Source organism: Bradyrhizobium valentinum (assembly GCF_001440405.1).
Classification (GTDB): Bacteria; Pseudomonadota; Alphaproteobacteria; order Rhizobiales; family Xanthobacteraceae; genus Bradyrhizobium; species Bradyrhizobium valentinum.
Window position 1 is genome coordinate 1 of sequence record NZ_LLXX01000139.1, and the last position, 1,048, is coordinate 1,048.

Genomic DNA, 1,048 nt, shown 5'->3' on the forward strand with positions numbered 1-1,048 from the left:
TGTCCCATCTCGACTTCGGAGTTTTGGCCGGGCTCGATTTGGCGGTACAGCTTGACAACATAGTCCTGATCAACCAGCGCCGTACTGTTGGATTGTTCGCCGTGAATTGCGCGGATCCGGGATGGAGTATTCGGTGGTTGGCTCCCGAGTTTGCTCGTGGGCTTGAAGTCTAGCCGCCAACCCGAGCCGGCAATGGAGGCCTCCCGTCGAAGGTGCTCGAGGATTTGTCGGATGAAAGCCGGGTCAGCAGCGACATCGCACAGTAATCCTTCACGCTTACCCTGGTGCAAACGGGCCACGATGGATTTATCCAGTTCGGGAGCCGCATCAACGGACCAGTCGACCCGTAAGGGCAGGAGATAGCGCGCGTGATGGCTGGTTTCGATAATGACGAAAGTGGTTGAGTCCGCGGTGAAAGGAAGGCGTGCAATGATCTTTGGCTTGATTCGCGTTTCAGAGTTACCAGGGAACCACCGGGCTTTGGCGAGATAGGCCGGAAGAAAATGTCTTTCGAGAGCTGCGGTCACCTCTCTGTTCGCAACCCATGAAGAACCTTCCGGTATGTCCAAGAACGCAAGTTTTTCACTGGCGGTGCCCATGTTCGTTAACCCAAGCATCGGAAAATAAGCACGGGATCGTGTATGGGATCGATCCAAAGCCGCATTCCGCCATAGGCGACGGGCGAGGTCGGACCGGATTTGAGGTTTTCGAGGGCGGTCACGGGCTTCAAGTCGCCTTGGCCTGGCCGCACTTGCACATCACCGAGCGGGAGCCAGAATTCCCGGAAACCACCCGTTAACGCGATGACGGTCACAACTACGTTTGTCTGACCGGCGGAATGTTTGACGTAGGCTATGACCGAGTTGTCCTCCACGGGCAGAAACCGGATCGCGGACGTCTGCTGCAGTGCCGGATTTTCGCGCCGGATACGATTGATCTGGGCGATATAAGGCTTGATGTTTCCGGGCTTGTCCCAATCGCGGGATTTCAACTCGTATTTTTCGGAATTAAGATACTCCTCGCGGCCCGGTATCGGCTCATGCTCGAG

At 56.2% G+C, this 1,048-nt stretch carries 1 protein-coding gene and 1 pseudogene; both read right to left on the minus strand.

Annotation, left to right across the window (positions count from 1 at the left end):
- Positions 1–599, minus strand: a 599-nt coding sequence (locus tag CP49_RS24060) for a maltokinase N-terminal cap-like domain-containing protein (RefSeq protein WP_420807638.1), incomplete at its 3' end; no start/stop codon positions are given.
- A gap of 5 nt (positions 600–604) precedes the next feature.
- A pseudogene (locus CP49_RS46255) lies at positions 605–1,048 on the minus strand (alpha-1,4-glucan--maltose-1-phosphate maltosyltransferase); the annotation flags it as partial.